Annotated in this window: 26 protein-coding genes; 23 read left to right on the top strand and 3 right to left on the bottom strand. The window is 54.3% G+C overall.

What is annotated here, in order from left to right:
- Positions 1 to 2: 2 nt before the first annotated feature.
- Entirely contained in the window at positions 3 to 938 is a 936-nt protein-coding gene (locus tag AC2FAP_RS03285; RefSeq protein WP_179193671.1) for a LysR family transcriptional regulator, read from the top strand.
- Between the two features lie 40 nt (positions 939 to 978).
- Here the strand turns inward: AC2FAP_RS03285 and rne are convergent, their stop codons facing one another.
- Positions 979 to 4,089 (bottom strand): ribonuclease E, encoded by a 3,111-nt coding sequence (rne, locus tag AC2FAP_RS03290; RefSeq protein WP_485452838.1) that lies wholly within the window; start codon positions 4,087 to 4,089, stop codon positions 979 to 981.
- Between the two features lie 572 nt (positions 4,090 to 4,661).
- On the opposite strand from rne, the gene rluC reads away from it, so the two are divergent.
- On the top strand, positions 4,662 to 5,609 hold the full coding sequence (gene rluC / locus AC2FAP_RS03295; RefSeq protein ID WP_014169568.1) for a 23S rRNA pseudouridine(955/2504/2580) synthase RluC: 948 nt from the start codon (positions 4,662 to 4,664) through the stop codon (positions 5,607 to 5,609).
- 63 nt (positions 5,610 to 5,672) lie between these two features.
- On the opposite strand, the gene AC2FAP_RS03300 is transcribed toward rluC, so the two are convergent.
- Positions 5,673 to 6,257, bottom strand: coding sequence for a Maf family protein (locus AC2FAP_RS03300; protein ID WP_214578767.1), 585 nt, complete (start codon positions 6,255 to 6,257; stop codon positions 5,673 to 5,675).
- A gap of 140 nt (positions 6,258 to 6,397) precedes the next feature.
- Here AC2FAP_RS03300 and yceD point away from each other — a divergent pair, with 140 nt between their 5' ends.
- The 14 genes from yceD to ptsG all read left to right on the top strand — a co-directional run bounded on the left by yceD (position 6,398) and on the right by ptsG (position 18,722).
- The gene (gene yceD, locus AC2FAP_RS03305) at positions 6,398 to 6,919 is read left to right on the top strand and encodes a 23S rRNA accumulation protein YceD (RefSeq protein WP_014169570.1); all 522 of its coding nucleotides are present in this window, start codon (positions 6,398 to 6,400) and stop codon (positions 6,917 to 6,919) included.
- A 16-nt stretch (positions 6,920 to 6,935) separates the two neighbouring features.
- The gene (gene rpmF / locus AC2FAP_RS03310) at positions 6,936 to 7,109 is read left to right on the top strand and encodes a 50S ribosomal protein L32 (RefSeq protein ID WP_003857964.1); all 174 of its coding nucleotides are present in this window, start codon (positions 6,936 to 6,938) and stop codon (positions 7,107 to 7,109) included.
- A gap of 80 nt (positions 7,110 to 7,189) precedes the next feature.
- Positions 7,190 to 8,224 (top strand): phosphate acyltransferase PlsX, encoded by a 1,035-nt coding sequence (plsX, locus tag AC2FAP_RS03315; protein ID WP_014169571.1) that lies wholly within the window; start codon positions 7,190 to 7,192, stop codon positions 8,222 to 8,224.
- Between the two features lie 6 nt (positions 8,225 to 8,230).
- Positions 8,231 to 9,184 carry a beta-ketoacyl-ACP synthase III gene (locus AC2FAP_RS03320; protein ID WP_014169572.1) on the top strand — a complete coding sequence of 318 codons (954 nt, stop codon included), beginning with the start codon at positions 8,231 to 8,233 and terminating at the stop codon, positions 9,182 to 9,184.
- A 15-nt stretch (positions 9,185 to 9,199) separates the two neighbouring features.
- Entirely contained in the window at positions 9,200 to 10,129 is a 930-nt protein-coding gene (gene fabD, locus AC2FAP_RS03325) for an ACP S-malonyltransferase (RefSeq protein WP_014169574.1), read from the top strand.
- Between the two features lie 12 nt (positions 10,130 to 10,141).
- On the top strand, positions 10,142 to 10,876 hold the full coding sequence (fabG, locus tag AC2FAP_RS03330) for a 3-oxoacyl-ACP reductase FabG (RefSeq protein ID WP_014169575.1): 735 nt from the start codon (positions 10,142 to 10,144) through the stop codon (positions 10,874 to 10,876).
- A gap of 154 nt (positions 10,877 to 11,030) precedes the next feature.
- Entirely contained in the window at positions 11,031 to 11,267 is a 237-nt protein-coding gene (gene acpP, locus AC2FAP_RS03335; RefSeq protein WP_003857954.1) for an acyl carrier protein, read from the top strand.
- A gap of 89 nt (positions 11,268 to 11,356) precedes the next feature.
- On the top strand, positions 11,357 to 12,598 hold the full coding sequence (gene fabF / locus AC2FAP_RS03340) for a beta-ketoacyl-ACP synthase II (RefSeq protein ID WP_014169576.1): 1,242 nt from the start codon (positions 11,357 to 11,359) through the stop codon (positions 12,596 to 12,598).
- A 121-nt stretch (positions 12,599 to 12,719) separates the two neighbouring features.
- On the top strand, positions 12,720 to 13,529 hold the full coding sequence (gene pabC, locus AC2FAP_RS03345; RefSeq protein WP_047744338.1) for an aminodeoxychorismate lyase: 810 nt from the start codon (positions 12,720 to 12,722) through the stop codon (positions 13,527 to 13,529).
- A gap of 2 nt (positions 13,530 to 13,531) precedes the next feature.
- Positions 13,532 to 14,554: a cell division protein YceG gene (yceG, locus tag AC2FAP_RS03350; RefSeq protein ID WP_014169578.1), complete on the top strand. Its 1,023-nt coding sequence runs from the start codon at positions 13,532 to 13,534 to the stop codon at positions 14,552 to 14,554.
- A complete protein-coding gene (tmk, locus tag AC2FAP_RS03355; RefSeq protein WP_252069582.1) occupies positions 14,544 to 15,185 on the top strand; it encodes a dTMP kinase in 642 nt (213 codons plus the stop codon). Before yceG ends, tmk begins: the two co-directional genes overlap by 11 nt.
- Positions 15,182 to 16,186, top strand: coding sequence for a DNA polymerase III subunit delta' (holB, locus tag AC2FAP_RS03360; protein ID WP_252069581.1), 1,005 nt, complete (start codon positions 15,182 to 15,184; stop codon positions 16,184 to 16,186). Before tmk ends, holB begins: the two co-directional genes overlap by 4 nt.
- Before the next feature lie 10 nt (positions 16,187 to 16,196).
- On the top strand, positions 16,197 to 16,991 hold the full coding sequence (locus tag AC2FAP_RS03365; RefSeq protein WP_252069580.1) for a metal-dependent hydrolase: 795 nt from the start codon (positions 16,197 to 16,199) through the stop codon (positions 16,989 to 16,991).
- Positions 16,992 to 17,288: 297 nt separating this feature from the next.
- Positions 17,289 to 18,722 carry a PTS glucose transporter subunit IIBC gene (ptsG, locus tag AC2FAP_RS03370; protein WP_014169582.1) on the top strand — a complete coding sequence of 478 codons (1,434 nt, stop codon included), beginning with the start codon at positions 17,289 to 17,291 and terminating at the stop codon, positions 18,720 to 18,722.
- Between the two features lie 58 nt (positions 18,723 to 18,780).
- Here ptsG and fhuE read toward each other — a convergent pair whose 3' ends face one another.
- Positions 18,781 to 20,970 (bottom strand): ferric-rhodotorulic acid/ferric-coprogen receptor FhuE, encoded by a 2,190-nt coding sequence (fhuE, locus tag AC2FAP_RS03375; protein WP_252069579.1) that lies wholly within the window; start codon positions 20,968 to 20,970, stop codon positions 18,781 to 18,783.
- 350 nt (positions 20,971 to 21,320) lie between these two features.
- Between fhuE and hinT the strand changes: the two genes are divergently transcribed.
- The 7 genes from hinT to AC2FAP_RS03410 all read left to right on the top strand — a co-directional run bounded on the left by hinT (position 21,321) and on the right by AC2FAP_RS03410 (position 26,676).
- Positions 21,321 to 21,680 (top strand): purine nucleoside phosphoramidase, encoded by a 360-nt coding sequence (gene hinT, locus AC2FAP_RS03380; RefSeq protein WP_014169584.1) that lies wholly within the window; start codon positions 21,321 to 21,323, stop codon positions 21,678 to 21,680.
- Position 21,681: 1 nt separating this feature from the next.
- Positions 21,682 to 22,056 (top strand): YcfL family putative periplasmic lipoprotein, encoded by a 375-nt coding sequence (locus AC2FAP_RS03385; RefSeq protein ID WP_014169585.1) that lies wholly within the window; start codon positions 21,682 to 21,684, stop codon positions 22,054 to 22,056.
- A 10-nt stretch (positions 22,057 to 22,066) separates the two neighbouring features.
- Positions 22,067 to 22,714 carry a penicillin-binding protein activator LpoB gene (lpoB, locus tag AC2FAP_RS03390; RefSeq protein WP_014169586.1) on the top strand — a complete coding sequence of 216 codons (648 nt, stop codon included), beginning with the start codon at positions 22,067 to 22,069 and terminating at the stop codon, positions 22,712 to 22,714.
- Positions 22,695 to 23,519, top strand: a complete 825-nt coding sequence (gene thiK, locus AC2FAP_RS03395; protein WP_252069578.1) for a thiamine kinase — start codon at positions 22,695 to 22,697, stop codon at positions 23,517 to 23,519. The genes lpoB and thiK overlap by 20 nt, the downstream gene beginning before the upstream one ends.
- A gap of 11 nt (positions 23,520 to 23,530) precedes the next feature.
- Complete coding sequence (gene nagZ / locus AC2FAP_RS03400) at positions 23,531 to 24,556, top strand: beta-N-acetylhexosaminidase (protein WP_020884661.1); 1,026 nt, start codon at positions 23,531 to 23,533, stop codon at positions 24,554 to 24,556.
- 34 nt (positions 24,557 to 24,590) lie between these two features.
- Positions 24,591 to 25,133, top strand: a complete 543-nt coding sequence (gene ycfP / locus AC2FAP_RS03405) for an alpha/beta hydrolase YcfP (protein WP_013097106.1) — start codon at positions 24,591 to 24,593, stop codon at positions 25,131 to 25,133.
- Positions 25,134 to 25,371: 238 nt separating this feature from the next.
- Positions 25,372 to 26,676, top strand: coding sequence for an NAD(P)/FAD-dependent oxidoreductase (locus AC2FAP_RS03410; protein ID WP_014169589.1), 1,305 nt, complete (start codon positions 25,372 to 25,374; stop codon positions 26,674 to 26,676).
- Positions 26,677 to 26,802: the final 126 nt, after the last annotated feature.

The raw sequence follows: 26,802 nt of genomic DNA on the forward strand, positions 1-26,802 counted from the left end.
TGATGAAGCGAGTTGAGCGTATAGACAGGGTGGAACTCATGCGCACATTTGTTCGTATTGTGGAAAGCGGATCGCTATCCGGGGCGGCAAGACTGCTTGCGACGAGCCAGGCCACGGTGAGCCGCCGCCTTCAGTCTCTGGAAACGCTGCTGGGGGTACGGCTTTTATTGCGAACCACCCATGCAACAAAACTTACCGATGACGGCGAGCGCTGCTATCAACATGCCCGGCGGGTCATTGATAGCTGGCTGGCACTGGAAGATGAAATCGGCCAGACGGAGGACGAGCCGGTCGGCGTGTTACGGGTACGCGCACCGCACGCCTTTGGGCAGGATCAGCTTCTGAGGCCGTTAACGGAGTTTTTGCAGCGTTATCCTCAGCTGTCGGTGGAGTGGATGCTCAACGATAAGTCGGTGGATTTTCTGAGCGACAATCTGGATTGTGCTATTCGAGTTGGCGCAGAGGTGGATCCGGCAACCGTCTCCGTGCTGCTGGCGGAAGTGCCACGCTGTGTGGTGGCTTCGCCTGCGCTGCTGGACCAGTTTGCGCCGGTTCACACACCGGAGGATCTGCAGGCGCTTCCCTGGATTGCCATCAGCACGTTCTATCAGCGACATGTGGAGTTGTGGGATGATCTTGCGCAGGTAAAACGCATCTCCATTGCGCCACGACTAAGCACGGATAGCCTGCATGTTGCGCGCAATACCGCCCTGACAGGATTAGGGGTGGCGATGGTTTCAAGCTGGACGGTCAAGGAGGATATCCAGGAAGGGCGCTTAGTGCATTTGCTTCCACAGTGGCAGCCCGCCGCGCTCCCGGTTCATCTGGTTTATCCGTGGTCGCGTTATTATCCGGCGCGTTTACGCCGTTTTCTGGAGATGATGAAGAGGGTAATGCCGGACATTGCGGGTATGAGAAAGCCAGCACGCGAGCAATAAAAAAGCCGACCCGAAGGTCGGCTTTTTACGCTAAGTGTCGTTACTCAACAGACTGCGGACGGGTAGCCGGTGCCGTCGCCTGATGCGTTGCACTGTGGCCACCGGCAGAGCCTTTACCGTCAAAGTTGAACGCAGGGCGGACCCAGTCACTGTGACGCGGCGCTTCCGGCACATATTCCGGCGCTGGTGCGCGAGTCATCGGGGCTGTCGCAACGTGAGCAGGGGCCGGCGCTGTGATTACCGGCTCGGCTTTCACTTCTGGCTCTTCTGCTTTCGCGGCTTCACGCACCGGTTCGACGTCAATTTCAACGTCCTGAACCACGTCTTCAGTCACGGTTTCAACAACCACGTCCGGGGTCTCTTCTACCGCTGCTGCTGGCTGAACCTCAGCAACAACGTCTTCAGCGACCACGGTGTCTTCTTCAGCAATAAGCTGCGGTGCGGCGTCAACCGGCGCGGCAATCACTTCTGGGTGCGTGGTTTCAACGTCTACTGCATGAGGCGCTTCTGACTCAACGGCCTGTGGCTCAACCACGATAGCGGCTTCATTTACCGCTTCTTCAGTTGCGGCTACCGGGGCAATCACCTCTTCGGTGACAGACTGTTCTTCCACAACCTGTTCCTGACGAGCAACCGGGTAGCGGATCCAGACTTTACCGGATGCCATTTCAGGAGACGCGCACGCTACGGTTAATGGCATTGGCGACTGTGTCGGGTAACGCTCATCGCGATAACGACGACGACGTTGACCGCTGACGCGCAGGTGACGCGGAGAACGGCGTGAACGACGTGGCATACCCGCGTTATCACGGCCTTCACCGTTATCGTCTTGCTCAGCGTTGTTTTCGACGACGGCCGGCAGATCCACTTTCGCCAGTTGAGTGCCTGGTGCAGTGTCACTTGCTTCTGCAGGGACGATGACGGTCTCTTCCACCTGCAGAGCACCTACACGTACTTTCTGTGACAGCTGGCGCTGCTTACGACGCGGCATAACCTGAGTACGTTCTTCCTGCTCGCTTTCCTGTTGTTCAACAGGCTCTTCGCGGTTCAGGTTTTTGACTTCCTGCTGCGCCTGGCGCTTCTCGTCGTTACGACGACGGCTACGCTCACGGCGTGGCTGCTGCTCGTCGCGCTGTTTGCTCTTCTCAGACTCATCGCCCGCCTGCTGGCGAATTTCACGATCTTCAACATTCTGCGGTTGCTTCTCGCGACGGTTGCGACGGTTGTCTTCGCGTTGCTCGCGACCCTCATTATTGTCCGAACGGTTGTCACGGCGTTCGTTACGGTCATTACGATCGTTACGGTCACGGCGGTTGTTCTGACGTTTACGACGGTCCTGCTGACGTTCAGGTTTCGCTTCTTTCGGTGCTTCTTTCGGTTGCTCAGGCTGCTGGACTTCTTCGCCTGCAAACATCTTCTTCAGCGCACCGAAGAGGCGGCTCAGCAGACCCGGTTGTTCTGGCTGGGCTTTGACCGCAACGGCTTCTGGTTTTTGCGCAACCGGTTTGGTCACAGGTTTTTCCAGTGCCGTTTCTGGCGGAGCTTCAGGCATGATGAAGGTCGCTAAGGCTGGCTGCTCTGGCAGTTTGCGCTCGGCAGGTTCTTCATCGGAAGGCAGCGCCATCTCTTCTTCATGCAGCTTAGGCAGCAGATAGCTGAGCGTGCTGGTCTCTTCACCCTTACGGACACGCAGCACGTGGTAGTGCGGAGTTTCCATCTGATCGTTAGGCACGATGATGCAGCGAACATCGCCCTGGCGTGATTCAATTGCGCTGACGGCTGCACGTTTTTCGTTCAGCAGGTAGGACGCAATTGGCACGGGAACAATGGCATGAACCTCTTTGGTGTTCTCTTTCAGCGCTTCTTCTTCAATCAGACGCAGAATAGAGAGGGACAGAGATTCGTTATCACGAACGGTACCGGTACCGGAGCAGCGCGGACAGACGTGATGGCTGGATTCACCGAGTGAAGGGCTCAGACGCTGACGGGACATCTCCAGCAAGCCGAAGCGTGAGATATGGCTAATCTGGATACGAGCACGATCCTGACGTACCGCTTCGCGCAGACGGTTTTCAACCGCACGCTGGTGGCGAACAGGGGTCATGTCGATAAAGTCGATAACAATCAGACCACCCAGGTCACGCAGGCGGAGCTGTCGGGCGATTTCATCAGCGGCTTCAAGGTTGGTGTTGAAGGCGGTCTCTTCGATATCACCACCGCGCGTAGCACGTGCGGAGTTGATGTCGATGGCGGTGAGCGCTTCGGTCGTATCAATAACGATAGACCCACCGGATGGCAGACGCACTTCACGCTGGAAAGCGGATTCAATCTGCGATTCGATCTGATAATGGCTGAACAGCGGGATTTCACCGGTGTACAGTTTAATTTTGCTGGTGAAATCCGGACGACCCAGCGCAGCGATGTGCTGGCGCGCCAGCTCAAGCACTTTCGGGTTATCGATCAGAATCTCACCGATGTCCTGACGCAGGTAGTCACGGAAGGCACGCACAATCACGTTGCTTTCCTGGTGAATCAGGAACGGCGCTGCGCGGCTTTCTGCCGCTTTCTGGATTGCTTCCCAGTGCTTCAGACGGAAGCTTAAGTCCCACTGCAGCGCTTCGGCAGATTTGCCGACGCCTGCGGTACGGACGATAAGCCCCATGCCGTCAGGCAGCTCAAGACTTGCCAGCGCCTCTTTCAGCTCGGTACGGTCATCACCTTCGATGCGGCGAGAGATACCACCGGCACGCGGGTTGTTTGGCATCAGAACCAGATAACTTCCCGCAAGACTGATAAAGGTGGTTAGTGCGGCACCTTTGTTGCCACGCTCTTCTTTATCAATCTGAACAATGACTTCCTGACCTTCACGCAGCACATCTTTGATGTTTGGGCGGCCATGGGAGTTATAGTTTGCAGGGAAATATTCGCGGGCGATTTCTTTCAGAGGGAGGAAACCGTGACGCTCAGCACCGTAATCGACAAATGCAGCTTCAAGGCTTGGTTCAATGCGGGTGATTTTACCTTTGTAAATGTTCGCTTTTTTCTGTTCGTGTCCAGGACTTTCGATATCCAGATCGTACAGGCGCTGCCCATCCACAAGGGCGACACGCAACTCTTCTTGCTGAGTTGCGTTGATTAACATTCTTTTCATCGTAACTTACTCGTTATTCTTACATTGACGACAAAGCTGCGGGCAAGGTGACGCTTTCCGGGGTATGAACCGATGGCCTCGTGTCTATTCACGTCGCCAACCTCACGGTTGTCGCTCGCTTAAGAGGCGCAGAGTGTCGGTTGCCTGTATTTCATACGGAAACACAGCGCAATTATCAGGGGAATTGCCTGGGTAGAACTCTCCAGAGAACAATCCTTATACCGGGAAGTACTGCAACCCGCAGCCCGCTAACTGCCTGAAAGATCAATACGTCTTACGCCATTGCTGCGTGGATGATCGGTCAGACAAAATTGGTCATTCCGTCGAGATCCTTACTTAACCAGGATTTAACACGGAAAACGAGTTCATTATTCCACTGCTCGCCGGGTTATAGCAAGATGACTTTTACCAATTATCACCCGGTTACTCACAGTTTCTTCACTTCAAGGTGGTGATTGGTTTAATAACCACCAAATCGATTGCGTGAAACAGGGGACAGGCCGGATAAAAGTAAATATAAGCATAGAAAAATGAGTGGCGCTAATGGCTGACGATATTTAGAATCGCCAACCATGAAAACAGAGACTCCAGCCGTAAAAATGGTTGCCATCGCGGAAGACGACGCGGGGCAACGTATCGATAACTTTTTGCGCACCCAACTCAAAGGCGTGCCAAAGAGCATGATTTACCGCATCCTGCGCAAGGGTGAAGTGCGGGTTAACAAAAAACGCGTGAAGCCTGAGTACAAACTCGAAGCCGGTGATGAAGTGCGTATCCCGCCGGTCCGTGTTGCGGAACGCGAAGAAGAGGTCGTTTCACCCAGGTTGCAGAAAGTGGCCGCCCTGAGTGACGTTATCCTTTATGAGGATGATCATATCCTGGTGCTGAATAAACCGTCAGGTACCGCTGTCCATGGCGGGAGTGGTCTCAGCTTTGGTGTGATTGAAGGCCTGCGTGCGCTGCGTCCTGAAGCCCGTTTCCTTGAACTGGTTCACCGTCTCGATCGCGATACCTCCGGCGTGCTGCTGGTCGCAAAAAAACGTTCTGCGTTGCGTTCCCTGCATGAGCAGCTGCGTGAAAAAGGGATGCAGAAGGATTATCTGGCGCTGGTTCGCGGCCACTGGCAGTCCCACGTTAAGGCGGTGCAGGCACCTTTGCTGAAGAATATTTTGCAAAGCGGTGAGCGCATTGTACGTGTGAATCAGGAAGGGAAGCCGTCTGAGACGCGTTTCAAAGTGGAAGAGCGCTATGCGTTCGCCACGCTGGTGCGCTGCAGCCCGGTAACCGGCCGTACCCACCAGATCCGCGTACATACGCAGTATGCCGGTCATCCGATCGCATTTGATGACCGCTATGGCGACAGGGAGTTTGATAAGCAGCTGGCGGGCACCGGGTTATCACGCCTGTTCCTGCATGCGGCGGCACTTACGTTCACTCACCCGAATACCGGCGAAACAATCCGCATTGAAGCCCCCCTTGATGAGCAGTTAAAACGCTGCCTGAAGGTGCTGCGCGGCTGATTTGGCTGGCACTTACCGGCCTGAGGTCTCCCAGGCCGGTAAGTGATGCATCAACCGTAATACTCACATCTTCAGCGGATTACACTCCTCGCGTCTGAGCATCTGGCACAATGCTATCAGCGGCAACCCAACCAGCGTGTTCGGGTCACGTCCGTCCAGCTTGTCGAACAGGGCAATCCCCAGACCTTCACTTTTGAAGCTTCCGGCGCAATTGAGCGGTCGCTCCCGACGCACATAGTCGGCGATTTCCTGCTCACTAAGATGGCGAAAATGGACGTCGAAAGGTTCGCATTCGGTTTGCAGGTGACCCGAGGCGGAGTTGTAGAGTGCCAGACCCGTATAAAAGGTGACGATATTGCCCCGCGCTTGCATAAGCTGCTGGCAGGCATTCGCTTCAGTGTGCGGCTTTCCGGTGATAGCACCGTCCAGCACACAAACCTGATCGGAGCCTATAATCAAATGCGAAGGGTAGCGTGCGGCAAGTGATTGCGCTTTCTCCTTCGCAAGACGGGTGACCAGGTGACGTGGTGATTCGCCCGGCTGTGGCGTCTCGTCAACCTCCGGCGCCGCGCATTCAAACGGGATCCCGAGCTTTTCCAGCAACATTCGGCGGTAGGGTGAGGTGGAGGCAAGAACGAGATTTGGCATATTTTTATCACCAGATATAGCGTATCGATGCCAGCCATTTTAAACTACAGGCCGCAATGTGTGCGAATAATTGGCAAAAGGCAGCTGTGGTTGCCTTTTTCTTTGACTATATGACGTTACAAAGTTAATATGCGCGCCCTATGCAAAAGGTAAAATTACCCCTGACTCTTGATCCGGTTCGCACGGCTCAAAAACGCCTCGATTACGAAGGTATTTATACTTCCGATCAGGCTGAGCGTGTCGCCGAATCCGTAGTCAGTGTGGACAGTGATGTAGAATGCTCCATGTCGTTCGCTATCGATAACCAGCGTCTCGCCGTTTTAACCGGTGATGCAAAGGTGACGGTAACCCTCGAATGTCAGCGTTGCGGGAAACCGTTTGTACAGCATGTTCACACAACGTATTGTTTCAGTCCGGTCCGTTCTGACGAACAGGCTGAAGCACTCCCGGAAGCGTATGAACCGATTGAAGTTAATGAATTCGGTGAAATCGATCTTCTGGCTCTGGTTGAAGATGAAATCATCCTCTCCTTGCCAGTCGTTCCGGTGCATGAATCTGAACACTGTGAAGTGTCCGAGGCGGACATGGTCTTTGGGGAACTGCCTGATGAAGCGCAAAAACCAAACCCATTTGCCGTATTAGCCAGCTTAAAGCGTAAGTAATTGAGGAGTAAGGTCCATGGCCGTACAACAGAATAAACCAACCCGTTCCAAACGTGGCATGCGTCGTTCCCATGACGCGCTGACTGCAGTTACCAGCCTGTCTGTAGACAAGACTTCTGGTGAGAAACACCTGCGTCACCACATCACCGCTGACGGTTTCTACCGCGGCCGCAAGGTTATCACTAAGTAATCACGCGTCAGCGTGATTAGGCTTAGTGAGGATTTCCCCGTGCAAACGGGGAATTTACCGAACCAGGCTGTGACGATACCTTGACACGTCTAACCCTGGCGTTAGATGTCATGGGAGGGGATTTTGGCCCTTCCGTGACAGTGCCTGCAGCTTTGCAGGCACTGAATTCTAATTCGCAACTCACACTTCTTTTAGTCGGCAATCCCGACACAATCACGCCATTACTTGCAAAAGCTGACTTCGAACAACGTTCGCGTCTGCAGATTATTCCTGCGCAGTCAGTTATTGCCAGTGATGCACGTCCATCGCAGGCGATTCGCAATAGCCGGGGCAGTTCTATGCGAATGGCGCTGGAGCTGGTGAAGGAAGGACGCGCGGAGGCTTGCGTCAGTGCGGGAAATACCGGCGCGCTGATGGGGCTGTCGAAATTGTTGCTCAAACCTATTGAAGGTATTGAGCGTCCGGCGCTGGTGACGGTATTACCGCATCAGCAGAAGGGCAAGACCGTGGTGCTCGATTTGGGTGCTAACGTCGATTGTGATAGTACAATGCTGGCTCAGTTTGCCGTGATGGGGTCGGTGCTGGCAGAAGAAGTGGTCGGGATAAACAATCCCCGTGTTGCGTTATTGAACATCGGTGAAGAAGAGACCAAAGGCCTGGACAGCATTCGCGAAGCTGCCGAATTGCTCAAACAGGTTCCCTCCATCAACTATATTGGTTATCTCGAAGCCAATGAGTTGCTGACGGGGAAAACGGATGTTCTGGTGTGTGATGGCTTCACCGGGAACGTAACGTTGAAGACCATGGAAGGGGTCGTGCGAATGTTTCTCTCACTGCTTAAATCGCAGGGAGAAGGCAAAAAAAGCGCCTGGTGGTTGATTTTATTAAAGCGTTGGTTACAAAAAAGCCTGACGCGGCGATTCAGTCACCTCAACCCCGACCAGTATAATGGCGCCTGTCTGTTAGGATTGCGCGGCATTGTGATTAAGAGTCATGGTGCCGCCAATCAGCGAGCATTTACTGTCGCCATTGAACAGGCAGTGCAGGCGGTGCAGCGACAAGTCCCTCAGCGGATTGCCGCTCGCCTGGAATCTGTATTAGCTAAAAGTGACTGAGCGTACATGTATACGAAGATTTTAGGTACCGGCAGCTACCTGCCAAAACACGTGCGTACCAACGCCGATCTTGAAAAAATGGTAGATACGTCTGACGAGTGGATTGTCACGCGCACAGGTATCCGTGAACGTCGTATTGCCGCGCCAGACGAAACCGTTTCGACCATGGGTTACGAAGCCGCGCAGCGTGCTATCGAAATGGCGGGCATTGATAAAGATCAGATTGGCTTGATCGTGGTTGCCACGACCTCTGCCACGCATGCCTTCCCAAGCGCAGCGTGCCAGGTGCAAAACATGCTCGGCATTAAAGGCTGCCCGGCATTTGACGTTGCTGCAGCGTGCGCTGGGTTCACCTATGCGCTGAGCGTTGCCGATCAGTATGTTAAATCCGGTGCCGTGAAATATGCGCTGGTCATCGGTGCTGACGTGCTGGCACGTACCTGCGATCCAACCGATCGTGGGACGATCATTATTTTTGGTGATGGTGCGGGCGCGGTACTGCTCGGTCAGTCCGAAGAGCCGGGCATCATCTCTACGCATCTGCATGCCGATGGCAGCTACGGCGAATTACTGACCCTGCCTAACGCCGATCGCGTTAATCCGGATAACGCTATTTACCTGACGATGGCCGGTAATGAGGTGTTCAAGGTGGCGGTGACTGAGCTTGCGCACATTGTCGATGAAACGCTGGAAGCGAATAACCTTGACCGCTCCGCACTCGACTGGCTGGTGCCGCATCAGGCGAACCTGCGCATCATCAGCGCGACCGCTAAAAAGCTGGGCATGTCGATGGATAATGTTGTGGTGACGCTGGATCGTCACGGCAATACCTCTGCGGCGTCAGTACCGTGCGCATTTGATGAAGCGGTACGTGACGGACGAATCAAACGGGGCCAGTTGGTCTTGCTTGAAGCCTTTGGTGGCGGGTTCACCTGGGGTTCCGCGCTGGTTCGTTTCTAGTATAAGGATTAAATAATGACGCAATTTGCTTTTGTGTTCCCGGGCCAGGGTTCTCAGGCCGTTGGGATGTTGTCTGAAATGGCAGCAAAGTATCCGGTTATCGAAGAGACTTTCCGTGAAGCTTCCGCTGCGCTGGGTTATGATTTGTGGGCGCTGACCCAACAGGGACCGGCCGAAGAGCTGAACAAAACCTGGCAGACTCAGCCAGCGCTGTTGACGGCGTCCGTTGCGCTGTGGCGTGTCTGGCAGCAGCAGGGCGGTAAAGCGCCAGCGCTGCTCGCGGGCCATAGCCTGGGTGAATACTCTGCGCTGGTGTGTGCCGGTGTTATCGCGTTTGCTGACGCGGTGCGTCTGGTTGAACTGCGCGGTAAGTTCATGCAGGAAGCAGTACCTGAAGGCACCGGTGGCATGTCTGCTATCATCGGCCTCGATGACGCTGCGATTGCAAAAGCGTGTGAAGAATCCGCTGAAGGTCAGGTGGTGTCTCCCGTTAACTTCAACTCGCCAGGCCAGGTGGTTATCGCCGGTCATAAAGACGCGGTTGAACGTGCTGGTGCAGCCTGTAAAGCTGCAGGTGCGAAACGCGCTCTGCCGCTGCCCGTCAGCGTACCGTCCCACTGCGCACTGATGAAACCTGCTGCCGATAAACTGGCCGTTGAGCTTGAAAAAATTACTTTTAACACACCGACAATCTCCGTTGTGAACAACGTCGATGTGAAATGCGAAACCTCGCCGGACGCTATCCGTGATGCGCTGGTTCGCCAGCTCTACAGCCCGGTACAGTGGACCAAAACCGTTGAGTTTATGGCCTCTCAGGGCGTTGAGCATCTGTATGAAGTCGGCCCAGGTAAAGTCCTCACCGGTCTGACAAAACGTATTGTTGACACCCTGACTGCTTCGGCAATTAACGAGCCGGACGCGATGTCAGCGGCACTCTCGCAATAAAAGAGGAATACCATGAGTTTTGAAGGAAAAATTGCCCTGGTCACTGGCGCAAGCCGCGGTATCGGGCGTGCAATTGCTGAAACACTGGTTGCGCGCGGCGCGAAAGTGATTGGTACAGCAACCAGCGAGAATGGCGCTAAGGCCATCAGCGAGTATCTGGGTGCGAACGGTAAAGGTCTGGTTCTGAATGTGACCGAACCTGCATCTATCGAATCTGTTCTGGAAAATATTCGCGCAGAATTTGGCGAAGTGGATATTCTGGTAAATAATGCCGGGATCACTCGTGATAACCTGTTAATGCGAATGAAAGACGACGAGTGGAACGATATCATCGAAACCAACCTGTCATCTGTATTCCGTCTGTCAAAAGCGGTAATGCGCGCTATGATGAAAAAGCGTCATGGTCGTATTATCACTGTCGGTTCTGTGGTTGGTACCATGGGAAATGCTGGTCAGGCTAACTACGCTGCGGCGAAAGCAGGTCTGATCGGTTTCAGTAAGTCGCTGGCACGTGAAGTTGCGTCCCGCGGTATTACTGTAAACGTTGTTGCTCCGGGCTTTATTGAAACGGACATGACGCGTGCGCTAACTGATGAGCAGCGTGCGGGTACGCTGGCAGCTGTTCCAGCGGGCCGCTTAGGCGACCCTAAAGAAATTGCCAGCGCGGTTGCATTTTTAGCCTCTGACGAAGCGGGTTACATCACTGGTGAGACCCTCCACGTCAACGGCGGGATGTACATGGTTTAATCACGATGAAAAATATTTGCGTTATTAGGGCGAATGGCCTCAAAATAACGTAAAATCGTGGTAAGAACTGCCGGGATTTAGTTGCAAATTTTTCAACATTTTATACACTACGAAAACCATCGCGAAAGCGAGTTTTGATAGGAAATTTAAGAGTATGAGCACTATCGAAGAACGCGTTAAGAAAATTATCGGCGAACAGCTGGGCGTTAAGCAGGAAGAAGTTGTGAACTCCGCTTCCTTCGTTGAAGACCTGGGCGCAGATTCTCTTGACACCGTTGAGCTGGTAATGGCTCTGGAAGAAGAGTTTGATACTGAGATTCCGGACGAAGAAGCTGAGAAGATCACCACCGTTCAGGCTGCCATTGATTACATCAACGGTCACCAGGCGTAAGTGAACATCTCCAGGCGGTCATTCGACCGCCTGAGTTTTATCTTTTTTGTCCCACGAATCCCTTTTTTATCCCTCCCTGGAGGACAAACGTGTCTAAGCGTCGTGTAGTTGTGACCGGACTTGGCATGTTGTCTCCTGTCGGCAATACCGTAGAGTCCACCTGGAAAGCTCTCCTTGCCGGTCAGAGCGGCATCAGCCTAATCGACCATTTCGATACTAGCGCCTATGCAACGAAATTTGCTGGCTTAGTAAAGGATTTTAACTGTGAAGAGATCATCTCGCGCAAAGAACAGCGCAAGATGGATGCCTTCATTCAATATGGAATTGTCGCTGGCGTTCAGGCCATGCAGGATTCTGGCCTTGAGATTACGGAAGAGAACGCAACCCGTATCGGTGCCGCTATCGGTTCCGGGATTGGCGGTCTGGGTCTGATCGAGGAAAACCATACATCTCTGATGAATGGTGGCCCGCGTAAAATCAGCCCGTTCTTCGTTCCGTCCACGATTGTTAATATGGTGGCAGGTCATCTGACCATCATGTTCGGCCTGCGTGGGCCAAGCATTTCTATCGCTACCGCATGTACCTCTGGCGTGCATAACATCGGCCAGGCCGCGCGCATGATTGCGTACGGCGATGCAGATGCTATGGTTGCGGGCGGTGCGGAAAAAGCCAGTACTCCGCTGGGAGTGGGTGGCTTTGGTGCAGCGCGTGCGCTGTCTACCCGCAACGATAACCCGCAGGCGGCAAGCCGTCCGTGGGACAAAGACCGTGACGGTTTCGTGCTGGGTGACGGTGCGGGTATGATCGTACTTGAAGAGTACGAACATGCTAAAAAACGTGGCGCGAAGATTTATGCTGAAGTTGTCGGCTTCGGGATGAGCAGCGATGCATACCACATGACGTCACCACCAGAAAATGGTGCGGGCGCCGCGCAGGCAATGGCCAACGCGATTCGCGACGCGGGTCTTACCCCGGAGCACATCGGTTACGTTAACGCGCACGGTACTTCTACGCCTGCAGGCGATAAAGCAGAAGCTCAGGCTGTTAAGTCTATCTTCGGCGAATACGCCAGCCGCGTGCTGGTGAGCTCCACGAAATCCATGACCGGTCACCTGTTGGGGGCGGCGGGTGCAGTAGAGTCTATCTACTCTATCCTTGCGCTGCGCGATCAGGCTGTTCCGCCAACCATCAACCTGGATAATCCGGATGAAGGTTGTGACCTGGACTTCGTTCCTCACGAAGCGCGTCAGGTAAGTGGTATGGAGTACACCCTGTGTAACTCCTTCGGCTTTGGTGGTACTAACGGTTCACTGATCTTCAAAAAGATCTGAGCCTGACTGCATCATGGCGATTAAAAAAGGTCCGCTTGTCGGGCCTTTTTTATTCAGCCTAATCTTCTTGTCGGCTGCATGGCATCCTGCCAGACTAAATGCCCACGCATAAGGAGCCACCATGTTTTTAATCAATGGCCTTGAGCAAAACACGCTGCCTGCTGGTGACAGGGCAACTCAGTTTGGTGATGGCTGCTTTACGACAGCGCGCATTCTCGACGGCAATGTCTGCCTGCTCGAGGCGCACCTTCGTCGTCTTCAGCAGGGTTGTGAAGCCTTGATGATCCCCTTCACGCACTGGGACACATTGCGTCAGGAGATGTGCCAGCTGGCGGCCGGGAAGCAAAGCGGTGTTCTGAAGGTGATTATCAGCCGCGGCAGCGGTGGCCGGGGATACAGCGGTACAGCTTGCCAGCACCCAACGCGGATCCTTTCGGTGTCTGCCTGTCCTGCTCATTATCTGCGCTGGCGTGAAGAGGGCGTTACGCTGACGCTCAGCCCGGTACGTCTGGGGCGAAACCCCATGCTTGCCGGTATAAAACACCTCAACCGCCTTGAACAGGTACTGATTCGCACTCATCTTGAACAGACGGACGCTGATGAGGCGCTGGTTCTTGACAGCGAAGGGTTTATTACGGAATGCTGTGCGGCTAATTTACTCTGGCGACAGGGGAGCGATGTTTATACGCCGTCGCTTGAGCAGGCCGGCGTCAACGGGATTATGCGTCAGTTTTGTTTGCAGCAGCTGGCACACTCTGGCTTTCGCGTTGTCGAAGTGAGCGCGCGAGAAGAGGCGCTGCACCAGGCTGATGAAATTATCATCTGTAATGCGCTGATGCCGGTTGTACCCGTCCGCGCGTATGGTCAATACAGCTTGTCCTCGCGCGAGCTGTTTCAGTTTTTAGCCCCGATATGTGAGCAAACCCGATAGTCATGAAGAAAATGTTGCGCTTTGTCCTCCTCCTTATCGTTGCGCTGGGTGTTGCCGGCGGAGCGGGAGTGTGGAAAGTTCGTCAGCTGGCGAACAGTAAGATCCTGATTAAAGACGAGACGATTTTTACCCTGAAAGCGGGGACGGGCCGCCTGGCGCTTGGCGAACAGCTTTATGGCGACAAGATCATTAACCGTCCGCGCGTGTTTCAGTGGCTGTTACGTATCGAGCCTGAACTGTCTCATTTCAAAGCCGGTACCTATCGCTTTACGCCGGGGATGACCGTCAAAGAGATGCTGCAGCTGCTGGAAAGCGGTAAAGAAGCGCAGTTCCCGCTGCGTTTTGTTGAGGGGATGCGCCTGAGCGATTATCTCGAGCAGCTGCGCGATGCTCCGTACATTAAGCATACCCTGAAAGATGACCGCTATCAGACGGTGGCCGAAGTACTGAAATTTGAACACCCTGAGTGGGTGGAAGGCTGGTTCTGGCCAGACACATGGATGTACACCGCAGGCACGACCGATGTGGCTATCCTCAAGCGGGCGCATAAAAAGATGGTTGCAGCCGTCGATTCCGCCTGGGAAGGGCGCATGGACGGTCTGCCATACAAAGATCAAAACCAGTTTGTCACGATGGCCTCAATTATTGAGAAAGAGACGGCCGTCGCCGCCGAACGCGATCAGGTGGCATCGGTCTTCATTAACCGTCTGCGTATCGGCATGCGTCTGCAAACGGACCCCACCGTCATCTACGGAATGGGCGAGAGTTATACCGGTAAGATTTCAAGAAAAGATCTGGAGACGCCAACGGCGTATAATACCTACGTGATTAGCGGTCTGCCGCCGGGCCCGATTGCCACGCCGAGCGAGGCTTCCCTGCGTGCGGCTGCGCATCCTGCTAAAACACCGTATCTCTATTTTGTGGCTGATGGAAAAGGGGGGCATACCTTTAACACCAACCTTGCCAGCCATAATCGCTCTGTTCAGGACTATCTGAAGGCACTTAAGGAAAAAAATGCGCAGTAAATACATTGTCATTGAGGGACTCGAAGGGGCGGGTAAAACCACGGCCCGCAACGTGGTGGTGGATACGCTCAAATCGCTTGGCGTTGCGGACATGGTATTTACCCGCGAGCCCGGCGGTACGCAACTGGCCGAAAAGCTGCGAAGCCTGGTGCTGGATATCAAATCCGTTGGTGACGAGGTCATCACAGATAAAGCCGAAGTATTGATGTTCTACGCGGCGCGCGTGCAGCTGGTGGAGACGGTCATTAAACCGGCCCTGGCTAATGGCAAGTGGGTAATTGGCGATCGTCACGATCTGTCGACCCAGGCTTATCAGGGCGGTGGACGTGGTATTGACCAGCCGATGCTGGCCACGCTGCGCGATGCGGTGCTGGGTGATTTTCGCCCTGACCTGACGCTCTATCTGGATGTGACGCCGGAAGTGGGTCTCAAGCGCGCCCGTGCTCGCGGTGAGCTGGACCGCATTGAGCAGGAGTCCCTTGATTTCTTTAACCGTACCCGCGCGCGCTATCTGGAACTGGCGGATCAGGATGGTAGTATTCGCACCATTGATGCGACGCAATCCCTGGAAGAGGTCACCCGCGCTATTCAGAAGACGGTTACGCAGTGGCTACAGGAGCAACAGGCATGAAATGGTACCCATGGTTGCGCCCGCACTTTGAAAAGCTGATCGAAAGCTATCAGGCTGGTCGGGGGCATCATGCGTTACTGATTCAGGCACTGCCGGGAATGGGGGATGATGCATTGATTTACGCCATCACCCGCTTCCTGATGTGTCAGCAGCCGCAAGGCCATAAAAGCTGTGGTAAATGCCGTGGCTGCCAATTAATGCAGGCGGGCACGCACCCTGACTATTACACGCTCGAGCCTGAGAAGGGCAAAAGCGCGCTCGGTATTGATGCCGTGCGAGAAGTCAGTGAAAAATTGTACGAACATGCGCGGCTCAGCGGCGCAAAAGTCGTCTGGCTCAAAGACGCAGCACAGCTTACCGAGGCGGCGGCGAATGCGCTGCTTAAAACGCTGGAAGAACCGCCGGAGAAAACGTGGTTCCTTCTCTCCTGTCGTGACCCGGGGCGTTTGCTGGCAACGCTGCGCAGCCGTTGCCGTCTTCATCACCTCGCGGTGCCTCAGGAATCATGGGCGCTGAGCTGGCTTGAGCGAGAAGTGACAACGTCACAGGAAGGGGCGCTCTCTGCGTTGCGCCTGAGCAGCGGTGCGCCCGCGGCGGCGCTGGCATTACTGCAGCCAGAGGTCTGGTCACAGCGAGACGCGCTCTGCCGGGCCGTTGAGTCTTCCATCACCAGCCGCGACTGGCTAAGTTTATTGCCTGTGCTTAACGGCGAGCAGGCCGCGGAACGTCTGCACTGGCTGGCTTCCTTACTTCTGGATGCGCTCAAACTCCAGCAAGGGGCAACGCTACTGACCAACCCGGACGTCTGGCCGCTGGTTAACACGCTGGCGAACAGCCTGTCAGGCGCATCATTACACGCTATCCTTCACGATATCTGTCAAAGTCGTGAACAACTTTTAACAGTGACTGGTCTTAATCGCGAGCTTTTACTGACCGACCAGTTGCTGCGTATCGAACATTACCTGCAACCCGGCGTGACACCGCCTGTTTCCCATCTCTGAGAGAGACATTATGTTTTTAGTCGACTCACACTGCCATCTTGATGGCCTGGATTATCAATCCCTGCATAAAAACGTGGACGACGTGCTGGCCAAAGCCGCTGCCCGTGATGTGAAGTTTTGCCTTGCCGTGGCGACAACGTTACCGGGGTATCGCGGCATGCGTGAGCTGGTGGGCGAGCGCGAGAACGTTGTTTTCTCCTGTGGCGTGCATCCGCTCAATCAGGATGAAGAGTACGACGTTGAGGAACTGCGCCGGCTGGCCGCAGAAGAGGGCGTCGTGGCGATGGGGGAAACCGGGCTGGATTACTACTACACGCCGGAAACGAAACCGCGCCAGCAAGCGTCGTTCCGCCATCATATTCGCATTGGTCGCGAGCTCAACAAGCCGGTGATTGTCCATACCCGTGATGCTCGCACCGATACGCTGGCGATCCTGAAGGAAGAAAAGGTGACGGATTGCGGTGGCGTACTACACTGTTTCACAGAAGACAGAGAAACAGCGGGTAAACTGCTTGATTTAGGGTTTTATATCTCGTTTTCGGGGATCGTGACGTTCCGTAACGCTGAGCAACTCCGCGAGGCTGCGCGCTATGTTCCGCTCGATCGCATCCTCGTGGAAACAGACTCTCCGTATCTGGCACCGGTGCCGCATCGCGGTAAAGAAAATCAGCCAGCCATGACGAGAGACGTAGCCGAGTACATGGCCGTGCTTAAAGGCGTCAGCATTGAAGAGCTGGCCCGCGTCACGACGGACAACTTCTCTACGCTGTTCCATATCGACCCCGCCCGCCTGCAATCTGTTTGATACGCCTGTTTTTTTTAGGCTCGTAATTAATACATAAAACGAGTAAAGTTCACCGCCTCATTTGGGGCGGTGAAGGTGTATTTAGACACATCCAGAAACGCTTTTTGTAAATAACTGAAAGTTTTTCGACCGTCTTAAGCTGAAACGTGATAGCCGTCAAACAAACTCAGAGGGAATTATTTTACTCTGTGTAATAAATAAAGGGCGCTTAGATGTCCTGTCCACGGCACGGTACTCCCCCCGGGCCAATGCGTGAAAGCGTAAAAAAAGCACAAATACTCAGGAGCACTCTCAATTATGTTTAAGAATGCATTTGCTAACCTGCAAAAGGTCGGTAAATCGCTGATGCTGCCAGTATCCGTACTGCCTATCGCAGGTATCCTGCTGGGTGTCGGTTCTGCTAACTTCAGCTGGCTGCCAGCCGTAGTTTCCCACGTGATGGCCGAAGCAGGCGGTTCCGTCTTTGCTAACATGCCTCTGATCTTCGCTATCGGTGTGGCGCTGGGCTTCACCAATAACGACGGCGTTTCTGCGCTGGCTGCAGTTGTTGCCTACGGCATCATGGTGAAAACCATGGCAGTGGTTGCGCCACTGGTTCTGCATTTACCGGCAGAAGAGATCGCTGCGAAACACCTGGCAGACACCGGTGTTCTGGGCGGTATCATCTCCGGTGCGATTGCAGCGTACATGTTCAACCGCTTCTATCGCATCAAGCTGCCTGAGTATCTGGGCTTCTTCGCGGGCAAGCGTTTTGTTCCGATTATTTCTGGTCTGGCAGCGATTTTCACTGGTGTGATCCTGTCCTTCATCTGGCCACCAATCGGTTCCGCTATCCAGACCTTCTCTCAGTGGGCTGCTTATCAGAACCCGGTTGTGGCGTTTGGTATCTACGGCTTCATCGAGCGTTGCCTGGTACCATTTGGTCTGCACCACATCTGGAACGTTCCATTCCAGATGCAGATTGGTGAATTCACCAACGCAGCAGGTCAGGTATTCCACGGCGATATCCCACGTTACATGGCGGGTGACCCAACTGCAGGTAAACTGTCTGGTGGCTTCCTGTTCAAAATGTACGGTCTGCCGGCAGCGGCAATTGCTATCTGGCACTCTGCTAAACCAGAGAACCGTGCAAAAGTGGGCGGTATCATGATCTCCGCAGCGTTGACCTCGTTCCTGACCGGTATCACCGAGCCGATCGAGTTCTCCTTCATGTTCGTTGCGCCGATCCTGTACATCATTCACGCGGTTCTGGCGGGTCTGGCGTTCCCAATCTGTATCCTGCTGGGTATGCGTGACGGTACGTCCTTCTCTCACGGCCTGATCGACTTCATCGTTCTGTCCGGTAACAGCAGCAAACTGTGGCTGTTCCCAATCGTTGGTGCGTGCTATGCCGTTGTTTACTACACCATCTTCCGCGTGCTGATCAAAGCACTGGACCTGAAAACACCAGGTCGTGAAGATGCGTCAGAAGACAGCAAAGCCACCGCGACAAGCGAAATGGCTCCGGCTCTGGTTGCCGCATTCGGCGGGAAAGAGAACATCACTAACCTGGACGCGTGCATCACTCGTCTGCGTGTTAGCGTTGCCGACGTCGCGAAAGTAGACCAGCCGGGTCTGAAAAAACTGGGTGCAGCAGGGGTTGTTGTTGCTGGTTCGGGCGTTCAGGCAATCTTCGGGACTAAATCCGATAACCTGAAAACCGAAATGGATGAGTACATCCGCAACAGCTAAGCTGTGACCTGGGGAGACTAAGGCAGCCGAATGGCTGCCTTTTTTATGGGTAGAATACTTAAAAAGAGTAATTCGCGCTGACGGAGACGTTCAGCGGCGCGCCATAGACAACGTATGACCCGACGTAGTCGTAGTATTTTTTATCAAACAGGTTGTTAACGTTGGCCTGCAAGGCCAGATCCCTGGTGACCTGATAACGGCTGAAGAGATTCACCAGCGCATAGCTGCCCTGTTCTGCACGGGACTGGCCTGCCGGGCCACCCTCTACATCCGTCCACACTTTATTCTGCCAGTTCACCCCGCCGCCCACCGCCAGTTCTGGCAGCATAGGCAATTGATAACGGGTAAACAGCTTCATGGTCGTGCGTGGCTGATCGGAACTGATGGCATTCCCGCGCTTATCTTCTGCAATAAACCGTGTCGCCCCGAAGGTTAACTGCCAGTTGTCGGTCAGTGCACCGTTTAGCTCAAATTCAATCCCTTTGCTGACCACGCCATCCAGTGATTCATAAATAGATTCACCGCTCGGCATATAGGTGTAGGTATTGCTTGCCACGTTATCCTGTTCAATACGGAAAACGGCCAGTGAGGTGGTCAGGCGGGTGTTGAACCAGTCCGCTTTCACCCCCGCTTCGTAGCTTTTCCCGGTCGTAGGGTCGAGGTAACGACCGCTCGCGTCACGCTTGTCCTGTGGCTGGAAAATAGAGGTGTAGCTGACATAGGTCGACCAGTCTTCATTGATGTCATAAACCAGTCCTGCATAAGGCGTTACGTCATCTTTGGAACTTTCCAGACGGGTATCCGGGGAACCTGCCGGGTTGTAGCGAATGTTATAGTTGGTGTAACGCGCGCCAAGGATCAGATGCAGCGGGTCGGCCAGCGAGAATCGGGCCGAGGTATACGCCGATGACTGGCGAATGTCGTCCTGGCTATAGAGCTTCCACGGTGTCCACTGCGGGTCGGCGATATTGCCATTCCAGTTTTTAAAATTACCCACATCCACCATACCGTATAACGCATCCGGCATGCTGTTATCGTAATGGTTACGCTGGCGGCTGAAGCTCCCGCCAAACATCATCTCATGCTGACGACCAAAAAGGCTGAAATTGCCACGCAGGAAGGCGTCGATGGCATCCTGCTTACGTTCACCGCGGTTCCAGCCGCCGTAGCCGACCATGCCCGCCCCGGTCTCTTTATCCGGATAGCCGGACATATACATCAGTTTGCTGTCGAAATGGGTTTCCGCATGCATGCCGTTGATATGGGCTTCCCAGCCGTTGTCAAAACGTTGGGTCAGGTTGGCAAAGATACGGGTGTTGTCTTTATCCGAGTAAGCCCAGTCAGGCGCAACGGTCTGGCTGCGGTTGTAATGGGTTTTGCTTCCATCGCTATACCAGGTTGGCAGCCCGCCCCAGGTGGGATCGGCGGTGTGACTTTCCTGGTATTCATAGCCTACGGAGAGGGTCGTGCTGTCGGTGACGTCGGCATCCACCACGCCATAGAGGAATTTTTTACGGTAGTGGTAGTTATCCACAGCGCTGTCGTTGTCCTGGTAACCGGTGATCAGACGACCGCGCACCTTGCCGGATTCTACCAGCGGGGCCTGTAAATCCAGCACATAGCGCTGCTTGTCCCAGCTGCCGTAGCTGGCGGAGACGTTCCCTTTGAATACGTTACTGTCTGCGTGCTTGCGCACCATATTGACGTAGGCGGATGGGTTACCGGTGCCGGACATCAGCCCGGTAGCGCCGCGAACGACCTCTATACGGTCATAAATGGCGGTGTCGGCGGCGGTGTCGCCGAAGTTCCATACTTCGCTGATGGAGGTCGGCAGGTCATCGAACGCATAGTTACTGACGAAGAATCCGCGCGAGTAAAATACGGTGCGGTCGCTGTCCTGCACCTGGGCCGTTACGCCGGTGGTGTTGGTTAACACCTGGCCGACTGACTGCAGGTTCTGATCTGCCATGCGCTGCTGGCTAATCACGCTGACGGACTGGGGGATATCGCGGGGAACAAGTAACAGTTTGGTCCCGGTGGTGGTGGTTTTTACGCTGTAGTCCTGATCCTGTCCGCTGGAGGGATCCTGTGCGTTATCAAAGCCACCCTCCACAACTACCGTATCTTCGGTCGTGGAGGCGGCAAAACTGACGGTTGGCATCAATGCCATAGCAATACAGGCTGCCAGCAACGAAGGTGTTGCGACAGGCTGGCGTTGCCCATCCCTGGTATGAGTAATGAAAGACATCATCAAACCCTTAATGAATGGTGAAGGTGGTCTGCATCAGTCCCGCGTGTGCGGGCTGATGTCGTTTTCTATGTTGAAAATGCGCATGAAAATGCAAATGCGAAATATACGCATTGAGATTAGCGGTGTAAACAGATGTGTCAAAAGGAACTGAAATAATGTTTCAGGCGATCGCGACGCGTCAGCGCTCACTCTCCAGGCAGCTGGAGGACATTCAGGAAAGAAATCGGTGGAGAAGGTTGAAAGGACAGGAGAATCTCGCTCATACTCTTGTGTTGTGTCACACAGTAATACTGAGAATGTGTTAATGGCGGCGCACTACGCCAGATTAAACAAAAAAGGAAAAGGTCATGGCTGAAGAAACGATTTTTAGTAAAATTATCCGCCGCGAAATCCCTTCGGATATCGTTTATCAGGATGAGCTGGTGACGGCTTTTCGGGACATTTCTCCTCAGGCTCCGACACATATCCTTATTATTCCTAATATTCTGATTCCGACCGTAAACGACGTAAAAACCGAGCATGAAGTAGCGTTAGGTCGTATGCTGACAGTGGCCGCAAAAATTGCTGAGCAGGAAGGGATTGCTGATGACGGTTACCGTCTCATCATGAACTGTAATCGCCACGGTGGTCAGGAAGTTTATCATATTCACATGCATCTGCTGGGTGGACGTCCTCTGGGGCCGATGCTGGCACATAAAGGTCTTTGACATGCTTAAAGGGCGTATTGCAGCGCTGGTAATGACGATGTTGATCGTAGGGTGCAGCACGCGTCCGGCGATCCCCGTCAGCGATGAACAGACGCTGGTGATGGAATCCTCCGTACTTGCTGCGGGTATCACGGCGCAACAACCTGCGTTGTCGATCAGTGAAATCAACTCTTCTGCTTCCTCTACGCTCTTTAATGAAAGACAAGAACCAGTGACGGTGCACTACCGTTTTTTCTGGTATGACGTACGAGGTCTTGAAATGCATCCGCTGGAAGCGCCGCGCAGCGTCACTATTCCGGCAAGATCGTCGGTAACGCTCTATGGCAGCGCCAACTATCTGGGTGCACATAAGGTGAGACTTTATCTTTATTTGTAAGGGGTGAACCTTGATTAAAAATTTGAGCCGTTATGCGCTCGTGACTGCTTTCGCTCTGTTCCTCGCAGGGTGTGTGACCCGAACTGAAGAACCTGCGCCTGTGGAAGAGGCCAAACCGGGTACCGAGCAGCCGACACAGCCAACGCAGCCGCCGCCAACCGTACCGACTGTGCCGTCTATTCCGTCGCAGCCTGGTCCAATTGAACATCCGGATCAGACATCGCAGCCTGCGCCGCGCGTTCGCCATTACGACTGGAACGGTGCGATGCAACCAATGGTCGGCAAAATGCTGCAGGCTCAGGGTGTGACCGCGGGCAGCGTATTGTTGGTTGATAGCGTGAATAACCGTACCAACGGTTCGCTGAACGCGGGCGAGGCGACAGAAACCCTGCGCAATGCCCTGGCCAATAACGGTAAGTTTACGCTGGTCTCGGCACAGCAGCTCGCGGTAGCCAAGCAGCAGTTGGGCCTGTCACCGCAGGACAGCCTCGGTTCACGCAGCAAGGCGATTGGGATTGCCCGTAACGTCGGTGCGCAGTATGTGCTTTACTCCAGTGCCACCGGTAACGTGAATACGCCAGCCCTGCAGATGCAGCTGATGCTGGTTCAGACAGGCGAGATTATCTGGTCAGGTAAAGGTGCCGTTACGCAACTCTGACTGTACGCGTGAAGAGATCCTGACGCGTTATTTTCCACAGTATCGCCTTATCGCGCCGCAGGCCCCTTCCGGGCTTGGCGGCGCGAGTTGCATTATAGAGCAGGGCGAGCAACGTCTGGTATTGCGGCAGAATCACGATCCCTCAGCGTCTGCATCCCATTTCCGCCGTCAGTTTCGGGCACTGAAACGCCTTCCGGCGGATCTGGTGCCAAAGCCCCGTTTTTACCGCCAGGGCTGGATGGCCGTGGAGTATCTGGCAGGGGAGATCGGCAACACGCTACCGGAAACGGCAGTGCTTGCGGCTATGCTCTGTCATCTGCACCAGCAACCGCGTCTGGGGTGGCGGGTGACGCTGCTGCCGTTGCTTGAACAATACTGGCAGCAGGCTTCAGCCGACAGGCGAACCCCATTCTGGCTGGCACAGCTAAAACGGCTGCGTAAAACGGGCGAACCGCAGCCGCTTCGGCTCTCGCCGCTGCATATGGATGTTCATGCCGGAAATATTGTTCATACGTCCCTCGGTGCGAGGCTTATCGACTGGGAGTATGCCGGTGACGGAGACGTGGCGCTGGAGCTGGCGGCAGTCTGGTCGGAAGATGCTACTGCGCGGCAGCGGCTCATCACCGACTACGCCCGGATAGCGCACATGAATGCCGACGCCCTGAGGCGTCAGGTGAGGCGCTGGCGACCGTGGGTCGTCATGCTGATGGCTGGCTGGTTTGAAATGCGCTTTCAGCAATCCCGAGACAAACAATTTATTGCGCTGGCAGATGATGCCTGGCGTCAGTTACAAACTAAAGGATAAGAGAGGTTGGTGTGGGTCCAGTCATGTTGGATGTAGAAGGGTTTGAACTGGATGCGGAGGAGCGTGAAATACTGGCGCACCCGCTGGTGGGAGGCTTGATCCTGTTCACCCGCAACTATCACGATCCAGCGCAGCTGCGAGAACTGGTGCGCCAGATCCGTGCTGCATCGCGCAATCATCTGGTGGTGGCCGTCGATCAGGAAGGCGGACGCGTACAGCGTTTCCGCGAAGGCTTTACTCGCCTGCCTGCCGCCCAATCTTTTGCGGCATTACTGGGCACGGAAGAGGGTGGCAAACTGGCGCAAGAGGCCGGCTGGCTGATGGCCAGCGAGATGATTGCCATGGATATCGACATCAGTTTTGCGCCGGTTCTGGACGTGGGGCATATCAGCGCCGCCATTGGCGAACGCTCATACCATGAAGATCCGCGTATTGCGCTGGCGATAGCGAGCTGTTTCATTGACGGTATGCACGACGCGGGAATGAAAACCACCGGGAAACATTTCCCGGGACACGGTGCGGTGACCGCCGACTCGCACAAAGAGACGCCGCGCGATCCGCGTCCGGAAGCTGATATTCGTGCCAAAGATATGTCGGTGTTCCGCTCCCTGATCACCGATAACAAGCTGGACGCCATCATGCCAGCGCACGTGATTTACAGCGACGTCGACCCGCGTCCTGCAAGCGGGTCCGCGCACTGGCTGAAAACCGTTTTGCGTCAGGAGCTGGGGTTTAATGGCGTGATTTTCTCTGACGATTTGTCGATGGAAGGGGCGGCGATTATGGGCAGCTACGCGGAGCGCGGTCAGGCGTCGCTGGACGCAGGTTGCGATATGATCCTCGTCTGCAATAATCGTAAAGGTGCCGTCAGCGTGCTGGATAACCTGTCGCCGATCAATGCACAGCGTGTTACACAATTGTATCATAAAGGTTCATTTAGCCGTCAGGAGCTGATGGACTCGGCGCGCTGGAAGACGGTCAACGCGCAGCTTGAAGCCCTGAATGAACGCTGGCAGGCACATAAAGCCAGCCTGTAAATCCTCCCGGAAGGCGTAGCGTGGTGAGAAGACAATGATCATCTATTTACACGGTTTTGACTCAAACAGTCCTGGTAATCATGAGAAGGTCCTGCAGCTGCAGTTTATCGATCCGGATGTCCGGCTGATCAGTTACAGCACACGCCATCCAAAGCATGATATGCAGCACCTGCTCAAAGAGGTGGACAAGATGTTGCAGCTCAACATCGATGACCGTCCGCTGATTTGTGGCGTGGGATTAGGTGGCTACTGGGCAGAGCGAATTGGATTCCTGTGCGATATCCGCCAGGTGGTGTTCAATCCTAATCTTTTCCCGAATGAGAACATGGAAGGCAAAATTGACCGCCCTGAAGAGTATGTCGATATTGCCACCAAGTGCGTCAGTAATTTTCGGGAGAAAAACCGCGACCGTTGTCTGGTGATCTTGTCGCGTAATGATGAAGCCCTTAACAGCCACCGGGCGGCTGAGCTGCTGCATCATTACTACGAAATTGTCTGGGATGAAGAACAGACCCACAAATTCAAGAACATCTCCCCGCATTTGCAGCGGATCAAAGCCTTCAAAACCCTGGGCTAATCCACTGCGTACGACCTGCCAGGCCCGGCCGCGAAAGCGCGCCGGGCTTTCTTTTTGTCCAGAATTGTCTACTTTTAAGCCATCAAAACTTGATGCATATCAATTTTGGTATGACCAATGCGCCTGACGTGGTATTCTCAATGCACCTGAATGGTTTCAGTGCTGTAACCTGTTGTTAATTAAGGGTTATTTTTATAACTTTTAATTAACAATTGGTTAATAATTTGAGGGGGTCACGTTGACTACGCCATTGAAAAAGATAGTGATTGTCGGCGGTGGTGCTGGCGGGCTGGAGCTGGCTACACAGTTAGGCAAGAAGCTCGGTCGCGGCAAAAAAGCCAAAATTACGCTGGTGGATCGTAACCATAGCCATCTGTGGAAACCGCTGTTGCACGAAGTGGCGACCGGTTCACTGGATGAGGGCGTGGACGCGCTGAGCTATCTGGCACATGCGCGCAATCACCATTTCCAGTTCCAGCTGGGCTCCGTGGTGGATATCAATCGTGAGAGCAAAACCATTACCCTGGCAGAGCTGCGCGATGAAAAAGGGGAACTGCTGGTCCCTGAGCGCAAACTGCCGTATGACACGCTGGTCATGGCGCTGGGCAGTACCTCCAATGACTTCAACACACCAGGTGTAAAAGAGCACTGTATCTTCCTCGATAACCCACATCAGGCACGTCGTTTCCACCAGGAAATGCTGAACCTGTTCCTGAAGTACACCAGCAATATGGGTGCGAACGGGAAGGTTAATATCGCGATTGTTGGTGGGGGGGCGACGGGCGTCGAGCTTTCTGCTGAGCTGCACAACGCGGTGAAACAGCTGCACAGCTACGGCTATAAAGGCTTAACCAATGACGCGCTGAACGTGACGCTGGTTGAAGCGGGTGAACGTATTCTGCCGGCGCTGCCTCCGCGCATTTCCGGTGCGGCGCATAATGAACTGACCAAGCTGGGCGTGCGGGTTCTGACCCAAACCATGGTAACCAGCGCGGACGGCGGCGGCCTGCATACCAAAGATGGCGAGTACATCAAAGCAGACCTGATGGTCTGGGCTGCTGGCATCAAAGCACCTGATTTTATGAAAGAGATTGGCGGGCTGGAAACGAACCGTATTAACCAGCTGGTGACCGAGCCGACCCTGCAAACCACACGCGATCCGGACATTTTCGCCATCGGCGACTGTGCTTCCTGCGCGCGTCCGGAGGGCGGTTTTGTGCCTCCGCGTGCTCAGGCAGCGCACCAGATGGCAAGCCTGGTACTGCACAATATTCTGGCGCAGTACAAAGGTAAGCCGATGAAAGCCTATGTCTATAAAGACCATGGTTCTCTGGTATCGCTCTCGAACTTCTCTACTGTCGGCAGCCTGATGGGTAACCTGATGCGCGGCTCTATGATGGTGGAAGGGCGTATTGCACGCTTTGTCTATATCTCGCTCTATCGTATGCACCAGATTGCCCTGCACGGTTACTTCAAAACCGGGCTGATGATGCTGGTGGGACGAATCAACCGCGTTATTCGACCACGCCTGAAGCTGCACTAATATTCTCTCCCTCCGGGGCCTCCGGAGGGAATTTTTAGCATATCATGCTGCTCAACGTACATTGAGTGCTTAAGAGTTCTCCTAAACACGATATATCTCTCCTCCACGTCCACTTTTTGATCCTTT

The organism is Enterobacter cloacae complex sp. 394I7 (assembly GCF_057320345.1).